General features: G+C 66.4%; 16 protein-coding genes. 8 read left to right on the forward strand and 8 right to left on the reverse strand.

Annotated elements, in window-relative coordinates:
• The first annotated feature begins 61 nt into the window (after positions 1-61).
• On the forward strand, positions 62-1,048 hold the full coding sequence (locus ACMVY4_RS05100; protein ID WP_416899105.1) for a 2-hydroxyacid dehydrogenase: 987 nt from the start codon (positions 62-64) through the stop codon (positions 1,046-1,048).
• A gap of 184 nt (positions 1,049-1,232) precedes the next feature.
• On the opposite strand, the gene ACMVY4_RS05105 is transcribed toward ACMVY4_RS05100, so the two are convergent.
• Positions 1,233-2,036 carry a TIGR03084 family metal-binding protein gene (locus ACMVY4_RS05105; RefSeq protein WP_416899106.1) on the reverse strand — a complete coding sequence of 268 codons (804 nt, stop codon included), beginning with the start codon at positions 2,034-2,036 and terminating at the stop codon, positions 1,233-1,235.
• 190 nt (positions 2,037-2,226) lie between these two features.
• On the opposite strand from ACMVY4_RS05105, the gene ACMVY4_RS05110 reads away from it, so the two are divergent.
• Positions 2,227-3,861 (forward strand): GMC family oxidoreductase, encoded by a 1,635-nt coding sequence (locus ACMVY4_RS05110; protein ID WP_416899107.1) that lies wholly within the window; start codon positions 2,227-2,229, stop codon positions 3,859-3,861.
• A gap of 191 nt (positions 3,862-4,052) precedes the next feature.
• On the opposite strand, the gene ACMVY4_RS05115 is transcribed toward ACMVY4_RS05110, so the two are convergent.
• Genes ACMVY4_RS05115 through ACMVY4_RS05125 form a run of 3 tightly spaced genes read right to left on the reverse strand, consistent with a single transcriptional unit; the run spans position 4,053 to position 6,188 of the window.
• Positions 4,053-4,682: a 2-hydroxychromene-2-carboxylate isomerase gene (locus tag ACMVY4_RS05115; RefSeq protein ID WP_416899108.1), complete on the reverse strand. Its 630-nt coding sequence runs from the start codon at positions 4,680-4,682 to the stop codon at positions 4,053-4,055.
• The gene (locus ACMVY4_RS05120) at positions 4,682-5,290 is read right to left on the reverse strand and encodes a 2-hydroxychromene-2-carboxylate isomerase (protein ID WP_416899109.1); all 609 of its coding nucleotides are present in this window, start codon (positions 5,288-5,290) and stop codon (positions 4,682-4,684) included. The genes ACMVY4_RS05115 and ACMVY4_RS05120 overlap by 1 nt, the downstream gene beginning before the upstream one ends.
• On the reverse strand, positions 5,283-6,188 hold the full coding sequence (locus ACMVY4_RS05125; RefSeq protein WP_416899110.1) for an alpha/beta fold hydrolase: 906 nt from the start codon (positions 6,186-6,188) through the stop codon (positions 5,283-5,285). The genes ACMVY4_RS05120 and ACMVY4_RS05125 overlap by 8 nt, the downstream gene beginning before the upstream one ends.
• A gap of 156 nt (positions 6,189-6,344) precedes the next feature.
• Here ACMVY4_RS05125 and ACMVY4_RS05130 point away from each other — a divergent pair, with 156 nt between their 5' ends.
• Complete coding sequence (locus tag ACMVY4_RS05130; RefSeq protein WP_416899111.1) at positions 6,345-6,563, forward strand: hypothetical protein; 219 nt, start codon at positions 6,345-6,347, stop codon at positions 6,561-6,563.
• Between the two features lie 205 nt (positions 6,564-6,768).
• Here ACMVY4_RS05130 and ACMVY4_RS05135 read toward each other — a convergent pair whose 3' ends face one another.
• Both ACMVY4_RS05135 and ACMVY4_RS05140 read right to left on the reverse strand, forming a co-directional pair.
• Positions 6,769-7,956 carry an acetyl-CoA C-acetyltransferase gene (locus ACMVY4_RS05135; RefSeq protein WP_416899112.1) on the reverse strand — a complete coding sequence of 396 codons (1,188 nt, stop codon included), beginning with the start codon at positions 7,954-7,956 and terminating at the stop codon, positions 6,769-6,771.
• Positions 7,957-8,041: 85 nt separating this feature from the next.
• Positions 8,042-8,791, reverse strand: a complete 750-nt coding sequence (locus tag ACMVY4_RS05140; RefSeq protein WP_416899113.1) for a hypothetical protein — start codon at positions 8,789-8,791, stop codon at positions 8,042-8,044.
• An 87-nt stretch (positions 8,792-8,878) separates the two neighbouring features.
• Here ACMVY4_RS05140 and ACMVY4_RS05145 point away from each other — a divergent pair, with 87 nt between their 5' ends.
• Complete coding sequence (locus ACMVY4_RS05145; RefSeq protein WP_416899114.1) at positions 8,879-10,216, forward strand: NAD(P)H-dependent oxidoreductase; 1,338 nt, start codon at positions 8,879-8,881, stop codon at positions 10,214-10,216.
• A gap of 397 nt (positions 10,217-10,613) precedes the next feature.
• Here ACMVY4_RS05145 and ACMVY4_RS05150 read toward each other — a convergent pair whose 3' ends face one another.
• Positions 10,614-12,419: a flavin-containing monooxygenase gene (locus ACMVY4_RS05150; RefSeq protein WP_416899115.1), complete on the reverse strand. Its 1,806-nt coding sequence runs from the start codon at positions 12,417-12,419 to the stop codon at positions 10,614-10,616.
• A gap of 254 nt (positions 12,420-12,673) precedes the next feature.
• Here ACMVY4_RS05150 and ACMVY4_RS05155 point away from each other — a divergent pair, with 254 nt between their 5' ends.
• From ACMVY4_RS05155 to ACMVY4_RS05170, 4 genes are all read left to right on the forward strand, one after another.
• Positions 12,674-13,426, forward strand: a complete 753-nt coding sequence (locus ACMVY4_RS05155) for a glucose 1-dehydrogenase (RefSeq protein ID WP_416899116.1) — start codon at positions 12,674-12,676, stop codon at positions 13,424-13,426.
• Positions 13,423-14,643, forward strand: a complete 1,221-nt coding sequence (locus ACMVY4_RS05160; protein ID WP_416899117.1) for a cytochrome P450 — start codon at positions 13,423-13,425, stop codon at positions 14,641-14,643. Before ACMVY4_RS05155 ends, ACMVY4_RS05160 begins: the two co-directional genes overlap by 4 nt.
• 106 nt (positions 14,644-14,749) lie before the next feature.
• Positions 14,750-15,244 carry a PAS domain-containing protein gene (locus tag ACMVY4_RS05165; protein WP_416899118.1) on the forward strand — a complete coding sequence of 165 codons (495 nt, stop codon included), beginning with the start codon at positions 14,750-14,752 and terminating at the stop codon, positions 15,242-15,244.
• Between the two features lie 30 nt (positions 15,245-15,274).
• Entirely contained in the window at positions 15,275-15,700 is a 426-nt protein-coding gene (locus ACMVY4_RS05170; RefSeq protein WP_416899119.1) for a hypothetical protein, read from the forward strand.
• Between the two features lie 9 nt (positions 15,701-15,709).
• Here ACMVY4_RS05170 and ACMVY4_RS05175 read toward each other — a convergent pair whose 3' ends face one another.
• Positions 15,710-16,714, reverse strand: coding sequence for a helix-turn-helix domain-containing protein (locus tag ACMVY4_RS05175; RefSeq protein WP_416899120.1), 1,005 nt, complete (start codon positions 16,712-16,714; stop codon positions 15,710-15,712).
• Positions 16,715-16,760 lie beyond the last annotated feature (46 nt).

Genomic DNA, 16,760 nt, shown 5'->3' on the forward strand with positions numbered 1-16,760 from the left:
CGGAGGGCGCTGCTACTCACGCCTGCTGGAAATCCACACATGCGAGGGGGCGGGTCCGCCGATGAGTTCGCAGAAGAAACCGCTGGTGATCGTCACGCGCAAGCTGCCGGACGCGATCGAGACGCGGATGATGGAGTTGTTCGACACGCGGCTCAATCTCGACGACAAGCCGATGTCGAAGGCGGACCTGATGGAAGCGGTCAAGGTGGCCGACGTGCTGGTGCCGACGGTGACCGACCGCATCGACGCCGGCATTCTCAGCCAGGCCAATCCGGACCTGCGGCTGATCGCCAGCTTCGGCACCGGCGTCGACCACATCGACCTCGCCGCGGCCCGTCAGCGCGGCATCACCGTCTGCAACACGCCGGGTGTGCTGACCGAGGACACCGCCGACATGACCATGGCGCTGCTGCTGGCCGTGCCGCGGCGGCTGACCGAAGGCGAGCGCAAGCTGCGCGAGGGCGACTGGCAGGGCTGGTCGCCGACCCACATGCTGGGCCACCGCATCTGGGGCAAGCGCCTGGGAATCATCGGCATGGGCCGGATCGGCACCGCCGTCGCCCGCCGCGCCAAGGCCTTCGGCCTGTCGATCCATTATCACAACCGCCGCCGCGTGCATGAGAGCGTCGAAAAGGAACTGGAGGCGACCTACTGGGAGAGCCTCGACCAGATGCTGGCGCGGATGGACATCATCTCGGTCAACTGCCCGCACACGCCTGCGACCTATCACCTGCTGTCGGCGCGGCGCCTGAAGCTGCTGCAGCCGCAGACCTATGTCGTCAACACCTCGCGCGGCGAGGTGATCGACGAGAACGCGCTGACCCGGATGCTGCGCGCCGGCGACATCGCGGGCGCGGGCCTGGACGTGTTCGAACACGAGCCGGCGGTGAACCCGAAGCTGGTCGAGCTCGACAATGTCGTGCTGCTGCCGCACATGGGCTCGGCCACCATCGAAGGCCGCGTGGACATGGGCGAGAAGGTGCTGATCAACATCAAGACCTTCGTCGACGGCCACACCCCGCCCGACCGGGTGCTGCCGGACCTGTAGACCTCAGCGCGTCACGGTACCTTTCCTTCCCCTCTTGAGGGGGAAGTGGCCGCGAAGCGGTCGATGGGGGGTAAGGCCGCAGGCCTTTCGGCTTCGCCGATTCACCCCCACCCTGACCCTCCTCCCTCAAGGGGGAGGGAACTCTGCCGTCAACCTATTGCCAAGCCCGTAAGTCGTCTGAAAATCAGGCCGCCTTCGCGGTCCTCCGCGTGCCCGGCGCGGGCGGCGGGGAGGCGGCGCCGGCGAAGCACTGCGCCTTCGACATCCAGTCGGTGGCGACCGGTCCGGTGACCTGCAGCGACGTGTCGGCGATGTTCCGCACCTGCGTCACGACCTGGCAGAACTCCTCTGCCAGCCCCTCGATCCGTTCGCCCGGCAATTCCTCGCCATAGGTCCAGATTTCGCCCGACGGCGCGGTCAGCTTGACGAAGGGCATCGGACCGGGCGGCGTTTCCTCGCGGCAGGCATAGGTCCAGCCGAAGGTGTTGACGCCCAGGACGACGATGTTGCGGATGCGGTCGGCGTTCTGCCGCACGACGCCCAGAACGTCATAGACTTCCTGCCCGTGCGCCCAGGTTTCCATCAGCCGCGCCGAGATCGAGGACCGGGCGCTCATCGACGGTCCGCCCCACGGCACCCGCTTCGACGGATCGGCCTCGGCGAAGACGTCCGCGACCTCGGCGTAGGTCTCGGCCCAGGCGTCGGCCAGCTCGCGGCCGGCAATGCCGCCCCGCCATTCCCGCTCGAAGGTGGGCATGTCGCCGCCCTTCTCGCGGAAGGCCAGCAGCCGGCCCAGCATCTCCTGGAACTCCTCGGGGGCGTTGAGCGCGCGCTCGGCGGCCCGGTTCCACATGTGCAGGTGGCCCATCACGTCGTTGATGGTCCAGTCCTTGAAGGCCGTAACCTTCTCGAAATCCGCGTCCTTCAGCGGCGCGATCAGCGCCTTCAGCGCATCGCACTCCGCGCGGAAATCCGTCGCCTGCTGCATCTCGATCCTCCCTGCCCTGCCCGATGGAACATTGGGTAATTGACGCCCCCGAATTGTCACCCCCGCTTTATGCGGGGGTCCGGTGCGGCCTTGCCGCTGGTCCGATGCCCGGCCGGATGCCCGCATGAAGCGGGCATGACAACGAGGAGGCGGCTTGCGTTCTGCAGGCTGGCTCCGGACAATCGCGGCCATGAAACACGGGGACGACGCGGCGCCGTTCGAGGGCGAGTGGGACTACATCATCTGCGGCGCGGGCACGGCGGGCTGCCTGCTGGCCAACCGGCTGTCGGCGGACCCGAAGAAGCGGGTGCTGCTGCTGGAGGGCGGGCGGAAGGACAGCTGGATCTGGTTCCACATTCCGGTCGGCTATCTGTTCGCCATCGGCAATCCGAAGGCCGACTGGATGTTCCGGACCGAGGCGGAACCGGGCCTGAACGGCCGGGCGCTGATCTATCCGCGCGGCAAGACGCTGGGCGGCTGCTCGGCGATCAACGGCATGATCTCCATGCGCGGCCAGGCCGAGGACTACCGGCTCTGGCGCCAGCAGGGCCTGGACGGCTGGGGCTGGGAGGATGTGCAGCCGGTCTACCGCCGCCTCGACCAGCATTTTCTCGGGCCGGACGAACACCATGCCGACGATGGCGAGTACCGTGTCGAGCAGCAGCGCCTCAGCTGGGAGGTGCTGGACGCCATCCGCGACGCGGCGGCCGAGATGGGCGTGCCGAAGGTCGCCGACTTCAACACCGGCGACAATGAGGGCGTCAGCTATTTCCATGTGAACCAGCGGAAGGGCACGCGCTGGTCGGCGGCGCGGGGCTTCCTGAAGCCGGTCATGGACCGCTCCAACCTGAAGGTCGTGACCGAGGCGCTGATCGACCGGGTGACCTTCGAGGGCAAGCGGGCCAGCGGCGTCCGGTTCCTGAAGGGCGGCCAGGCCCTGCTGGCGAAGGCGCGGGGCGAGGTGATCCTGAGCGCGGGGGCCGTGGCCTCCCCGGTGATCCTGCAGCGCTCGGGCGTTGGCCCCGGCGAGTGGCTGTCGGAGGAGGGTGTCGAGGTTGTCCACGAGATGCCCGGGCTCGGGCGCAACCTGCAGGACCATCTGCAGCAGCGCGCGATCTACAAGGTGCACGGCGTGAAGACGCTGAACGAGACCTATCACTCGCTGCTGGGCAAGGCGGGGATCGGACTCTCCTACGCGCTCTTCCGAAAGGGGCCGATGACCATGGCGCCCTCGCAGCTCGGCATGTTCACCCGTTCCGGTCCGGACCACGACCGCGCCAATATCCAGTTCCACATCCAGCCGCTGTCGCTGGACAAGTTCGGCGACCCGCTGCACCGCTTCCCGGCGGTCACCGTCAGCGCCTGCAACCTGCGCCCGACCTCGCGCGGCACCATCCGCATGCGCTCCGCCGATCCGTCGGACGCGCCGCTGATCCGGCCGAACTATCTCGACACCGAGGCCGACCGCATCGTCGCCGCCGACGCCATCCGCGTGACGCGGCGGCTGATGGGCCAGCCGGCCCTGGCGAAATACCGGCCGGAGGAATACCTGCCCGGCCCCGATGTTGGCGACGACCAGGAATCGCTGGCGAAGGCCGCGGGCGATATCGGCACCACCATCTTCCATCCCGTCGGCACGGCGAGGATGGGCCGCCTCGACGACCCGAACGCCGTGACCGACGAGCGGCTCCGCGTCATCGGGCTGGAGGGTCTGCGGGTGATCGACGCCTCGGTGATGCCGACCATCACCTCCGGCAACACCAACACGCCCGTCCTGATGATCGCCGAGAAAGGCGCGGAATACGTGCTGACGGACGCATTGTGATCTGCACCAGTTCGGGAACCCCTCTCAGGCTGCAGCGGCATCCCGTCCTTCGCCTCCTCATGTCATCCCCGCCTTGTGCGGGGATCCGGTATGGGCCGATCAGATCGACGCGAAGCTGACGGCTCTGCCGCGACCGGACCCCCGCACAAGGCGGGGGTGACAGCGGTTGTTTGGCCTCGAGGTATTGGAATTCAGCCCGCCGGCGCCAGGCTGCCCGTCGCCAGCAGGCGCTCGACCATGGGCAGGCGCTCATTGCCCCAGAAGCGCTGGCCGTCGACGACGAAAGTGGGCACGCCGAAGACGCCCGCTTCCAGCGCCGCGCCGACCGAGGCTTTCAGTACGTCCTTGACCGCCGGGTCGTCGATGGCGGCGATGACCGCGTCCGGGTCGAGATCGAAGCGGGCCTTCGCGAAGGCGGCGACGGCCTCGGGCGTGGTGACGTCGGTCGCCTCCGACCAGTGGGCGCGGTAGAGCGCCTGGCCGAAGCGCTTCGCCAGCGCCGGATCGGTCATGTTCAGCCAGGTGAAGGTGCGGATGGCGGGCAGCGGCGGCAGGACGCCGTCGCCATGCGGGTTCAGCTCGACGCCGAAATAGCCGAAGTTCCGGTCCCGCTCGCGCCCCGAATAGGGACCTTTCAGCGGCGTCGCGGGGACGGCCGGCAGGCCCATCACGTTCATCACCATGACGCCCAGCAGCGTCGGCCGCCAGACGACCTCGCGGCCGTGTTCGGCGGCCAGCTTCTCGATCTGGATCGAGCCGAGATAGCCAAAGGGCGAGAGGAAATCGAACCAGAACTCGATAGGCGGTTTGCCGTCCGTCATCACCAGCCTCCAGTCTCGAGCCAGCGGTCGATGACGTGCGTCCTGTCGGAACCCCAGAACATCTCGCCGTCGACGATGAAGGTCGGGCTGCCGAAGATGCCCCGGCCGATGGAGGCCTCGATGCGCTGCTTCAGATCCTGCTTCACGGCCTCGTCGTCGGGCGCGGCGCGGGCGTCCGTCTCGTCGAAGCCCGCAGCGACGGCATGGGGCAGGGCGTTCTCCAGCTTCGAGACGTCGCTGCCTTCCGACCAGTTGGCGGCCAGCATGGCCCGCGCGGCCTGCTGCGCCCGGGCGCGGTCCTGCCCCAGCATCCAGCAGAACAGCCGGTGCGGCACCAGCGGGTTGGTCAGGAACCGCTCCAGCGCCGGCCGGAACGGGATGCCGTGGAATTCGTAGACCCGGGGCACGTCCATCAGCAGGTAATCCCCCTTCAGCGGCGTATCCAGCAGCGGCGGCAGCCCCATCGCCTTGGGCACCGAGACGCCGAGCATCATCGGATGCATCTCGAGGGTCCGGCCATGCTTGGCTGCAACCCGCTCCATCGCCACCAGGCCGGGCAGGGCATAGGGCGAGATGAAGTCGAAATGGAACTCGATCGGCTCAGCCACGGTTCGCCTCCAGATGCGGCACCAGCGCCGCGTTGACCGTCTCCGGCACTTCCTCGGCGAGGAAATGGCCCGCGCCCTCGATCTCGACGAAGCGGTAGGGCGCGTCGATGAACCCGGCGGTGCCCTCTGCCGCTGCCCGGCCGACGCTGATGTCCTCGGTGCCCCAGAGATAGAGCGTCGGCACCGCGATCCGCGGCGTCTCCTCGCGCGCCAGGGTCGAGCCGCCGCCGAAGGCCGCGCGGTACCAGTTCAGCGCCGCGTCGATCGCCGGCCGGTCCTTCAGCACGGAGAGATGCGCGTCCGCCTGTGCGTCGGACATGCGCCGGGTTACCTTCGCGCCGTCGCCGACACCGAACATGCCGGTCGCATTCTCCCATGTCAGCGTGTTGCGCAGCGGCTCGATGCCGTTCTTCAGCAGACGGTCGGCCATCCCCGGATCCTGAAACGCCTTGTGGTGGCGGCTGCGGTTCTGCTGCGCCGGATCGGCCTTGAAGGCGCGGGCGAAGGCGGCCGGGTGGGGGCGTGACAGCACGGTCAGCGACCGCAGCCGGTCCGCATGGGCGATGGCCGTCAGCCAGGCGATCTGCCCGCCCCAGTCGTGTCCCGCCAGATGGAACCGGTCCGCGCCCACGGCATCGGCGATGGCGGCGACATCGGCGACGATCTCGTCGACATGATAGGCCTCGATCCCCTCGGGCCGCGCGCCGGCGGAATAGCCGCGCTGGTCGTAGGCGATGCCGCGGAAGCCCGCCGCCGCAACAGCGTCCATCTGGGCCGGCCAGCTGTGGCGGGAATTGGGGAAGCCGTGCAGGAAGATGACGGTCTCGCCGTCCGCCGGTCCCGCGGCGTCGGCGGTGAAGCACATGCCGCGGGCGGCGATCTCGATGGTCTCGGTCATGGTCCCGTCCTCCCCGGCTGAATGATGGAGCGGAAGCCGCTGCCGGGCAAATCCTGCCTGTCACCGCTGGTGTGGAATTTCAAGCTATTGAAAAGACGGGATTTTTCTGCGGCACGCGGCTTGCTGTGTCTCCGGCAGCCAGAACGGAGAACCCCGATGACCCGCACCGCCTATGTCGTCAGCCACTCGATTTCCTGGGCCGCGAGCCGCCTCATCGACAGCCACGGCGAGAACGCCGCCGCCGTCGCCCGCGAGCGCGCCACCGCCATGGCCGAGGAAGGCCAGATGGAACTGCACGCCATGTGGGAACTGGTCCAGTCCGCCGCCGACGGCCTGCTCGGCCAGGACGACAGCGCCGGTCTGGTCTGGCATTGAACGCACGTCAAACTCCGACGTCACCCCGGCTCCCCGATCAAGTCGGGGACAGGCACCGAGCCGGGGTCCGGAGCGGCTTCGCCGCAAGTCTATTGGTTTGCCCGGATCCCGGATCGCGGCGCTGCGCACCTTGTCCGGGATGACGTGATAGCGCGGCATTGACTCCCAGACCCCCGGGTCAGGCCCGGGGGCGTCAGGTCGAAGCCTAGTTCATCAGCTCCAGCCCGATGGCGGTCGCCTCGCCGCCGCCGATGCAGATGCCGGCGACGCCGCGCTGCATGTTGCGGGTCTTCAGCGCGTTGATCAGCGTGATCATGATGCGCGCGCCCGAGGCGCCGATGGGGTGCCCCAGCGCGCAGGCGCCGCCGTTCACGTTCACCTTCTCGGCGTCCAGGTTCAGCTCCTGCATTGCCGCCATCGGCACCACGGCGAAGGCCTCGTTGATCTCGTAGAGATCGACGTCGGCATCGGACCAGCCGAGCTTCTCGTAGAGCTTCCGGATCGCGAAGACCGGCGCGGTGGTGAACCAGGCCGGTTCCTGCGCATGGCTGGTGTGGCCGAGAATCTTCGCCAGCGGCGTCAGCCCGCGCTTCTCGGCCTCGGAGAGGCGCATCATCACCAGCGCGGCCGCGCCGTCGGAGATCGAGGAGGAATTCGCGGCGGTCACCGTGCCATCCTTGCGGAAGGCGGGCTTCAGCGTCGGGATCTTGTCCAGATTGGCGTTGCGCGGCTGCTCGTCGGTGTCGACCGTGATCTCGCCCTTGCGGGTCTTGACGGTGACCCCGGCGATCTCGCCGGCGAAGGTGCCGTCCTCCTGCGCCTTCTGGGCGCGGGTCAGGCTGCGGATGGCGTATTCGTCCTGCGAGTCGCGGGTGAATTGGTAATGCTGGGCGCAGTCCTCGGCGAAGGTGCCCATCAGGCGGCCCTTGTCATAGGCGTCCTCCAGCCCGTCCAGGAACATGTGGTCCTTGACCTCGCCATGGCCGAGCCGCATGCCGCCGCGCGCCTTGGGCAGCAGGTAGGGGCTGTTGGTCATGCTCTCCATGCCGCCGGCGACCATGATGTCGTTGACGCCCGCGACCAGCAGATCGTGGGAGAACATCGCCGCCTTCATGCCGGAGCCGCACATCTTGTTGATGGTCGTGCAGCCGGCCGCGTCGGGAATGCCGCCGCCCTTGGAAGCCTGCCGCGCGGGCGCCTGGCCCTGACCGGCGGGCAGCACGTTGCCCATGATGACCTCGTCCACGTCGGCGCCCTCGACGCCGGCGCGCGACAGCGCTGCGGAAATCGCGGCCGCGCCCAGCGCGCTGGCGGTCTCACCGGCCAGTTCGCCCTGAAAGCCGCCCATCGGGGTCCGGGCCATGCCCGCAATGACGATCGGATCGCTGCTCATCGCGTTTCTCCTCGAAGCTTGAAATAGCGTGAAGTGGAAGATAGGGCGAAGCGGCTGCGGAGGCTAATCGTAACCTCCACCCTGTCTATCGGGCCTCATCAGCATCTGACAATGGTTTTTTCTTTTCATGATGGTCGCTTTTCGACCTAAAACTTGCGGAAATACCCGCAAGCCGCAGTTCTGCGCTAGATATTTTTAAATCTCGCGCCGCACGGCTTATCAGAACTCCCAATACTGCAATCGAAACTGTTCCCAAAGATATGAGACTAATTACTTCAAAATCATCAACTATTGTCTTGTTTTCTGTGCCGCCTATATCCAGTCCGACAGCCAGTGCAGTAGCAACGCCAGCCATCAACGAAACTATCACTGACAATTGTCCCACATATGCGGCCTTTCGTGCATCTTCATTTCTAGATTCAGGGGCAGGGGACTCGGATCTAGGGGCATCTTTTGAAATGTTTGATATTTTCACGCAGTAGTCATTTTTCATTTCAGCAGAGATAAAACTTGAATCCATTACTTCTTTTATAAGTTCTCCTGATATTTCATCTATATCATATAAATCCTGATCATTTACATCATATTTTCGAGCCGTTGCCGAAGAAAGTTTTTTAATGACCTCGCCATTTGGAATAATTCCCTCAGAAATTCCTGGCCTAATCGCGTAAACAACTTCGCTATTCGCGCGAAATACCTTTTGATTGTACTCTTTTTTGTCGCGGCGACCAAAAATCACTCGGGTTACTAAGGCAACAAAAAGCCCGCTCAATATCCCGCCGCCGATGCCTACCACCCACGGATTATCGAGGAGTCCCCAAATGCTTTCCGACATTTCTCACACCGATTGGCAAAGGATCTACAATATCTCCTATCATGATTTCTCAATTCGGCTGCGATAAACGATAATGAGTAAAATCGGATGAACCTCTATCGGCTGCTGAAGATCCAGGACGAGCTCGGCGAACCGGTGCGCGTCGGACTGATCGGCGCGGGCAAGTTCGGCTCCATGTTCCTGGCGCAGTGCCGCCGGACGCCGGGCATGCACCTGCTGGGCGTGGTCGATCTGGCCGAGGGGCGCGCCGCCGAGAGCTGCCGCACGACGGGCTGGCCGGACGAGCAGATCGACGCGACCGACCCGGCGGACGCGCTGAAGACCGGCAGGACCTGGTGCGGGCAGGATTCGATGAAGCTGATCGAGGCGGACGGGCTCGATGTCGTCATCGACGCCACCGGCAACCCCGCCGCCGGCATCCGCCACGCGCTCGCCGCCTTCCGCAACAGGCGCCACGTCATCATGGTCAATGTCGAGGCCGACGTGCTCGCCGGGCCGCTGCTGGCGCGGAAGGCGCTGGAGCACGGCGTCGTCTATTCCATGGCCTATGGCGACCAGCCGGCCCTGATTTCCGAGCAGGTCGACTGGGCGCGGGCCATCGGGCTGGAGGTCGTGTGCGCCGGCAAGGGGACCAAGTACCGCCCGATCTATCACCGCTCGACGCCGGACACGGTCTGGGACCATTACGGCCTGACCGCCGAGCACGCCGCCGCCTCGGGCATGAACCCGCAGATGTTCAACTCCTTCCTGGACGGCACCAAGTCGGCGATCGAGATGGCCGCCGTTTCCAACGCCTGCGGTCTCACCCCGCAGAGCCACGGCCTCAGCTTCCCGCCCGCCGCGGTGGAGGAACTCTGCTCGATCCTGCGCCCGCACAATGTTGGCGGCACGCTGGAGCACGAAGGCACGGTCGAGGTCGTCTCCTGCGAGACCCATGACGGCGTGCCGGTGCCGAACGATCTGCGCTGGGGCACCTATGTCACCTTCAGGGCGCCCGACGAGTATGTCCGCCGCTGCTTCTCCGACTACGGCCTCGTGGTCGACGACACCGGCGACTACGGCGCGCTATGGCGGCCCTATCACCTGATCGGGCTGGAACTGGGCATCTCGGTGGCGTCGGTGGCGCTGCGCGAGGAGCCGACCGGCACGACCGAGGATTTCCGCGGCGATGTCGCGGCCACGGCGAAGCGGCAGCTGAAGGCCGGCGAGATACTGGACGGGGAAGGCGGCTTCACCGTCTACGGCAAGCTGATGCGCGCCGACGAATCGCTGAAGGCCGGCGTCCTGCCGCTCGGCCTGGCGCATGGCGTGAAGCTGAAACGCGACATCCCCGAGGACGGCCACGTCACCTGGGACGATGTCGAGTTCGACGCCGCTGATCCGACCGTCGCCTTCCGCCGCGAGATGGAAGCCGCGTTCAGATGAAACACTGTCGTCCGCGGGCCTGACCCGCGGACCTGAGGGTCCAGCCCGCGCCGCTGTGCCGGTTGCGCGCTGAGGCCCCCGGGTCAGGCCCGGGGGCGGCAGAATGGTGAGGTGGCCGCAGTTGGCGCGACTGGGTCCAATTCGGCCCGGATGCCGGATCGGGGGTCCGGCATGATGGAAGATCGCGGCATCTGCGCCAGCCAACCACGTCACCCCGGCCTTGAGCCGGGGTCCGGTCGGCCAGGGCGTCATGCCCTTCGTGGTCCGGAGAGACTGGGCAGCGGGATCGAGTCCCGCTGCGGGTGGCGGGTTGCAATCTACCGCGCCACAAGCTCCCGCCCGTCCCGGGACTTGATCCCGGGACCCATGACGGCGTCTCCGGTGACTTCTGGTGTCCCTACCGGAACTCCAGCCCCTTGAACTCGCCGGAATTCCGCCATTCCTTCAGATACTTGAAATAGGCCAGCGCCCCTGCTGGATAGCCGACGAAGTTCAGCTTGTCCTCCGGCCCGCGCGGTTGGCCCTCGTTGTTGTAGTAGCCGGGCGTGCAGTCCGGCCCGCCGATCAGACGGTCCGGCGCGGTCAGCAGCATCTCGATCCATTTCTGCTCGGCCTCGGCCGTCACCTCGACCTCCTGCGCGCCGCGTTTCAGCGCTTCGGCGACGATCATGCCGATGCTCCGGCCCGCCTCGGTGAGATTGTGGGGCACGTTGGAGATCAGGTTCGCGCCCTGGGTCGGTTGCACGAAGAAGGCGTTGGGGAAGCCGTGGACGTGGACGCCGTGCAGGGTCCGCATCCCCTTCGACCAGTGCCCGGAAAGCTTCAGCCCGTCCCGGCCCTGCAGATCGAAGCCCGAGCGGCGGGTCCATTCGGTGCCGACCTCGAAACCCGACGCGTAGATGATGCAGTCGACCTCGTACTCGTTGCCGCCGGCGACGACGCCCGTCTCCGTGATCCGCTCGACGCCCTTGCCGTCGGTGTCGACCAGAACCGTCGCCGGTTCGTTGAAGGCCAGCAGATAGTCGTCATGGAAGCAGGGCCGCTTGCAGAGCTGCCGGTACCAGGCCTTCAGCTTCTCGGCGGTGCCGGGATCGTTCACCACGGCCTCGGCGCGGCGGCGGATCTCCTCCATCTTCTCGAAGTCGCTGTCCTCGTAGACCGCCATCATCTTCTCGATGGTCATGTCGCCCGGCGGCAGCTGCATGATCTTGGTGCGGACGCGCCGCGAGATCTCGGTCCAGCCGTCCATCACCCAGTCGTCTTCCATGGTCAGCCCGCCCTGGTTGGCGGTGAAGTTCTCCAGCCAGCGGTCCTGCCAGCCCGGCGTGGCGATCTCGCCGAACCAGTCCGGATCGATGGGCCGGTTGTCGCGGACATCGACCGAGGACGGCGTGCGCTGGAAGACGTAGAGCCGCTTGCAGGCCCTCGCGAGATGCGGCACGCACTGCACCGAGGTCGCGCCAGTGCCGATGATGGCGACACGCTTGTCGGCCAGCTTCGTCATCGGCGCGCCGTCCGCATCGCCGCCGGTGTAGTCGTAGTCCCAGCGGCTGGTGTGGAAGCTGTGGCCCCGGAAGTTCTCGATGCCCGGAATGCCGGGCAGCTTCGGCACATGCAGCGGGCCTGTGCCCATGCCGACGAAACTCGCTGTAAAGCGGTCGCCGCGGTTGGTCGCGATCTCCCAGACCTTGCCGTCGTCGTCCCAGCGGATCTGTTCCACCTCGGTGTGGAACAGCGCGTGCTCGTAGAGGCCGAACTGCTTCGCGATGCGGACGCAGTGCTGGCGGATCTCCGGGCCGTGCGCGTATTTCTCGCTCGGCATGTGCCCGGTCTCTTCCAGCAGCGGCATGTAGATCATCGAGGCGGTATCGCACTGCGCGCCCGGATAGCGGTTCCAGTACCAGGTGCCACCGAAATCGCCGCCCTTCTCGATCAGGCGGACATCGTCGATCCCCGCCTCCTTCAGCCGCGCGCCGGTGACCAGCCCCGCGAAACCGCCGCCGACAAAGGCGAAGGTGACGTGGTCGGTGACCGGGTCCCGCTCGGTGAAGGCCGTGTAGGGGTCGCCGGCATAGTGCGCGAACTGCCCCTTCAGTTCCTGATACTGATCGTTGCCGTCGGCCCGGATGCGTTTCTCCCGCTCCTCGGCATAGCGCTGCTTCAGCGCGTCCTTGTCGATCACGGGGGCAGGCGTATCGGCCATGGCCGCGTCCTCCGGCGCGTTTTCTTGATATCGGGATAGCGCCGACCTTCATGGGCTGGCAAGTCCCGGCGCAATGGTCACCCCCGATGGCGCAGCCACTCGGGGGTCCGGATGGGCGTTTCGGTCAGGCGAAAGCGCTTGCGACTTCGGCACGCCCGGACCCCCGCGCAAGGCGGGGGTGACCAGACCCGGGCATCCCTTCCAAGTGGCCGGGATAGGCCCTACGATCCGGGCTGCATTCAGGGGAGGATTGCATGGGACGTGTAGACGGCCGCGTGGCCATTGTGACCGGCGGCGCATCGGGACTGGGCGCGGCGACGGCGAGGCTGCTCTCGGAAGAGGGCGCGAAGGTGCTGGTCACCGATATCCAGGAAGAGCTGGGGCGGCAGGTCGCGAAGGAGTGCGGCGGCATCTTCATGCGCCATGACACCTCGGTCGAGGACGACTGGGTGCAGGCCTATCAGAAGGCGGTGTCGGAACTGGGCGATGTCTCGATCCTGTTCAACAATGCCGGCGTGCGGCCCAAGACCGTGCCGCTGGAAGACACCACGCTGGAGGACTGGCAGGCGCACATGGCCATCAACATCGACGGCGTCTTCCTGGGCATCAAACACGGCATCCGCGCGATGAAGCAGAAGGGCGGGGCGATCGTCTCGACCTCGTCGATCTACGGCATCGCTGGCGCCGCCATGATCGGCGCCTATTCGGCCTCCAAGGGCGGCGTGCGCACGCTGACCAAGGCGGCGGCGATGGAGTGCAGCTATCTGCGCTATCCCATCCGCATCAACTCGATCCATCCGGGCTTCATCGAGACGGCCATGCTGGAATCGACCAAGCAGGAATTCGGCGCCTCGATGATCGAGAAACGCATGATCGGCGACACGCCCATGCGGCGGATCGGCGAGGCCCGCGACATCGCCGAGGGTGTGCTCTATCTCGTGGCGGATTCCGGCAAGTTCGTCACCGGGATCGAGCTGCCGGTCGACGGCGGATATCTCGCACGATGAAGACGGCGTCCAGGGAAACGGCCGAGGCGTTCAACATCTACGCCCTGACGCCCGAGTATCTGGACGACCCTTTCCCGGTCTATCACGCGCTGCGCGAACACAGTCCGGTCCACCGCATGCCGGACGGCTCGGTGTTTCTGAGTCGCTATGACGACGTCATCGCCTGCTACCGCGACCGCACCATGTCGTCGGACAAGAAGAAGGATTTCGGGCCGAAGTTCGGCGAGGGCCCGCTGCTGACCCATCACACGACCAGCCTGGTCTTCAACGACCCGCCGCTGCACACCCGCGTCCGCAAGCTGCTGGCGCAGGCCTTCACGCCCAGGGCGCTGGCGGCGATGGAGCCGGGGATTGTGACGATGGTCGACGGCTTCCTCGACCGGGCCGAGGACCGCGGCGGGCGGATCGACCTGATCGGCGATTTCGCCTTCGCCCTGCCGGTCGGCGTGATCTGCGACATGCTGGGCATCCCGCCACAGGACCGCGAGCATCTGCGCGACTGGGCCATGACCATACTGGGTGCGCTGGAGCCCACCATCACGCCGGAGCAGCTCGACCGCGGCAACCGCGCCGTGGCCGGCTTCTCGGCCTATCTGAAGGAGCTGATCGCGGAGCGCCGGACGCGGCTGGAAGAGGGCGACATCCTGTCGGAACTGATCGCCGGCGAGGTGGACGGGGAAAGCCTGACCGAGCAAGAGCTGATCCAGAACTGCATCTTCCTGCTGAACGCCGGGCACGAGACCACGACCAACCTGATCGGCAACGGCATGGCCGGGCTGCTGGAATTTCCCGAAGAAATGGCGCGGCTGCGGGCGGAACCCGCGCTCATGGATACGGCCATCGAGGAATTCCTGCGCTTCGAGAGCTCGAACCAGCTCGGCAACCGCCGCACGACGCAGCCGGTGAGTTTCTCGGGCGTCGAGGTGCCCGCCGACACGGTGATCCATCTCGGCATCGGCGCCGCCAACCGCGACCCGGCGCATTTCCCGGACCCGGACCGGCTGGACATCACCCGCAGACCGAACAAGCACCTGGCTTTCGCCTGGGGCGCTCATATCTGCCTCGGCAACTCGCTGGCTCGGATGGAGGGCAAGATCGCCATCGGCCGGCTGCTGCAGCGCTTCGCTTCCATCGAGCGCGACGGCGACTTCGTCCGCGGCGGCCGCGCCCGGTTCCGCGGCTACCGGCGCTTTCCGGTGCGGATGGACTGCAGCTAGCCGTCAAACGCATGCGTGAGTGGCCGGGCGCGGGCCTTGCCGATACAATCCGGAGGCCGTTGCCGCTTGTGGCGGTGATGGGCCTCAGGGCGTGTACGGAGGCGGAATGTCCCCCGGAAGGATCAACCCGGTGAATGAACTGGCGGCTCTGGGCGAGGCGCCGGGGTTCCAGGTGGACACGTCGCTCGACTTCCAGAACGAGCTCGCGCCGCGGCTTCTGGACCGCTGGCAGTCACGGCGGAGCAATGGCGGCCTTCCCGCCCGGCGCGATTTCGACGTGCTTGAGCTGAAGGATTTCATGGGCTGGCTCTGTGTCGCCGAGGTTGCCCCCGGCGGCGATGATCTGGTCTATCGCCTGATCGGCACACGCATCGTCGAGAAGGTCGGACGCGACAACACCGGCAAGCCGGTCAGCGAGACCCTGCCGCCGGCGGCGCTGGAGATCTTCCAGCATCTGATGCAGAAGCCGCAGCCGGTCCGGACTTGGGGCCGGGTGGCATGGCGTGACCGCGATTTCCGCCATCATGAATCACTGGTGCTGCCGCTCGCCGATGACGGACGTACGGTGGACCGCTTCTTCGTGCTGATGACCTTCTACTAGCCGTCGCGGACCGAAGCGTGATTGGTCCAGGTGCCGATCCGTGCCTATCTGACATCCATGGCGTTCCGTCTGAACAGCGCAATCCTGTTCGCTCTCGGCCTTCTGCCTCTGGCCGCAGCTGCGCAGGAGCGTGGCGAGGCGCCGCCTTCCATTGGCCGGGAGGAAGCGATCCGTGAACTGCAGCAGGACAACGTCCTGAACCCCGGGGTTGACGCCGCCGAGATGCGGCGGCTGAACAGTATCGGCCGCCTGCAGGGGCTGGATGCCCGCCGGCAACAGCGCAACGACTATGCGGATCAGCGCATGAACCGGCTGCTCTCCCATCAGGCCGACCGGCAAGCGATCCGTGACGCCCGCGGCTTCAATCCGGACCAGCGGCGTCTGGAACGCCGCCGCGACCGCGTCGACCGCCGTCTGAGGGCCCGGATCAACCGGGCGATCAAGTCGAAACAGTAGGTGGTCGCGTCAGGCCTTGCCGTCGTCCATGCGGCGGCCGTCGCGGTATTCGCTCGGCGACAGGCCGACGATGGAGCGGAAGATCCGGCTGAAATGCGCCGGATCGGAGTAGCCGACCGAAAAGGCGATGGTGGCGATGGAGGAACTGCGCCGGGTCGGATCGATCAGCCGGCGCTGCGCCGTCGCGATGCGCCGGGCGCGGATGGTGCCCGACAGGGTCTCGCCGCGGTCGGCGAACATCTTCTGGATGTAGCGCTCCGACAGGCCGAGTTCCTTGGCCAGCATGCCGGGTCCCAGCGTCTCGTCGTCGAGTCGGTCCTCGATCATGCGCATGATGCGCCTGAGATGCGCCAGCCGGACCGAGCTCTCGCTGCTCTTCATGGCGTCCACCGGCGCGGTCACGGCCAGCGCCAGCAGGTCCAGCAGGTGGGGTGTCATCGCCGCCGCGGATTCATGATCCAGCCGGCTGGACTGGCGCATGATCGAATGCACGAAATCGACGAAGACCTGAACCAGCGGCGCGTGGCCGTCGCAGGTCCGGGCCACCAGATCGTCGATCAGGGGGACGCGTTCGCGCATCAGCGGCCCGTCGATACGCAGCGTCGCCAGCCGGTTCTCGGTGTTCTGCTCGTACTGGTACATGTCCGCGGTGGCGACGATGGCGAAGTCGCCGGGCTCGATCCGCGCCTCGCGGCCGTGCTGGCGCAGGTAGAGCGGCGCCTTCATCGGCAGCGGGATGTAGTAGAAATCGCCGCCGGACTGGCTGAGATGCTGTCGGCGGCGGAAGACCGACATCGGCGCGCTGTCGATGGTGCCGAAGCGGATGCCCGGAATATCGAGGATGTTGAGCTTTCCGAAGGAGAACTCGGCATCCCGGCTGATCAGGTCCAGCGGATAGAAGGTGTCGTAGAGAATTTCCGTCCAGGCGCCGAGCCGGGCGGGCACCGGGCTGTCGCTGATGTCGAAACTCTGAATGGCGACCTGCCGGCCGCCAGTGTTTGGGCGCAGGTTCATGGGGAAATCATGATGCGGTCATATTAGCTTGTCCATATGTTTGTTG

Source organism: Minwuia sp. (genome assembly GCF_048007105.1).
Lineage (GTDB): Bacteria > Pseudomonadota > Alphaproteobacteria > Minwuiales > Minwuiaceae > Minwuia.

Excerpts from the sequence above, each read along its gene's own strand:
- ACMVY4_RS05100 (WP_416899105.1), top strand. The coding sequence starts at position 62 with ATGAGTTCGCAGAAGAAACCGCTGGTGATCGTCACGCGCAAGCTGCCG.
- ACMVY4_RS05105 (WP_416899106.1), bottom strand. The coding sequence starts at position 2,036 with ATGCAGCAGGCGACGGATTTCCGCGCGGAGTGCGATGCGCTGAAGGCG.
- ACMVY4_RS05110 (WP_416899107.1), top strand. The coding sequence starts at position 2,227 with ATGAAACACGGGGACGACGCGGCGCCGTTCGAGGGCGAGTGGGACTAC.
- ACMVY4_RS05115 (WP_416899108.1), bottom strand. The coding sequence starts at position 4,682 with ATGACGGACGGCAAACCGCCTATCGAGTTCTGGTTCGATTTCCTCTCG.
- ACMVY4_RS05125 (WP_416899110.1), bottom strand. The coding sequence starts at position 6,188 with ATGACCGAGACCATCGAGATCGCCGCCCGCGGCATGTGCTTCACCGCC.
- ACMVY4_RS05130 (WP_416899111.1), top strand. The coding sequence starts at position 6,345 with ATGACCCGCACCGCCTATGTCGTCAGCCACTCGATTTCCTGGGCCGCG.
- ACMVY4_RS05135 (WP_416899112.1), bottom strand. The coding sequence starts at position 7,956 with ATGAGCAGCGATCCGATCGTCATTGCGGGCATGGCCCGGACCCCGATG.
- ACMVY4_RS05140 (WP_416899113.1), bottom strand. The coding sequence starts at position 8,791 with ATGTCGGAAAGCATTTGGGGACTCCTCGATAATCCGTGGGTGGTAGGC.
- ACMVY4_RS05145 (WP_416899114.1), top strand. The coding sequence starts at position 8,879 with ATGAACCTCTATCGGCTGCTGAAGATCCAGGACGAGCTCGGCGAACCG.
- ACMVY4_RS05150 (WP_416899115.1), bottom strand. The coding sequence starts at position 12,419 with ATGGCCGATACGCCTGCCCCCGTGATCGACAAGGACGCGCTGAAGCAG.
- ACMVY4_RS05155 (WP_416899116.1), top strand. The coding sequence starts at position 12,674 with ATGGGACGTGTAGACGGCCGCGTGGCCATTGTGACCGGCGGCGCATCG.
- ACMVY4_RS05160 (WP_416899117.1), top strand. The coding sequence starts at position 13,423 with ATGAAGACGGCGTCCAGGGAAACGGCCGAGGCGTTCAACATCTACGCC.
- ACMVY4_RS05165 (WP_416899118.1), top strand. The coding sequence starts at position 14,750 with ATGTCCCCCGGAAGGATCAACCCGGTGAATGAACTGGCGGCTCTGGGC.
- ACMVY4_RS05175 (WP_416899120.1), bottom strand. The coding sequence starts at position 16,714 with ATGAACCTGCGCCCAAACACTGGCGGCCGGCAGGTCGCCATTCAGAGT.